Origin of the sequence: Streptomyces sp. GbtcB6 (assembly GCF_019091475.1) — a bacterium.
Classification (GTDB): Bacteria; Actinomycetota; Actinomycetes; order Streptomycetales; family Streptomycetaceae; genus Streptomyces; species Streptomyces hyaluromycini.
Map to the genome: position 1 here is coordinate 1 of NZ_JAGXJL010000353.1, position 256 is coordinate 256.

The 256-nt window shown below is 62.1% G+C and carries 1 protein-coding gene; it reads left to right on the forward strand.

The window, feature by feature from the left end:
• A partial coding sequence (locus KVT45_RS55435) for a hypothetical protein (protein ID WP_217562738.1) occupies positions 1 to 254 on the forward strand: 254 nt, incomplete at its 5' end.
• Positions 255 to 256: the final 2 nt, after the last annotated feature.

Sequence of the window (256 nt, forward strand, 5' to 3'; positions counted from 1 at the left end):
AGGGTCTGATACCGGCGGACTACGGAGCTTTTGCGCAGTCGTATTTCGAAAAGATGGCCAACTACCCGACGCCTTATTGCACCGAGGCGGAAGTGGCGGAGGCCACGTTCTCGGCCGCGACCGAGGAAGGCCGTACGATCCGCTATCCGGCCGGTGCCGACACGAAACTCCTCGCGGAACTGCGCTGGACGACCTCGGAAGACCACTACCTGCAGAAGATACGGGAGATGTTTGTCCCGGCGCGCCCCTCCTGAGA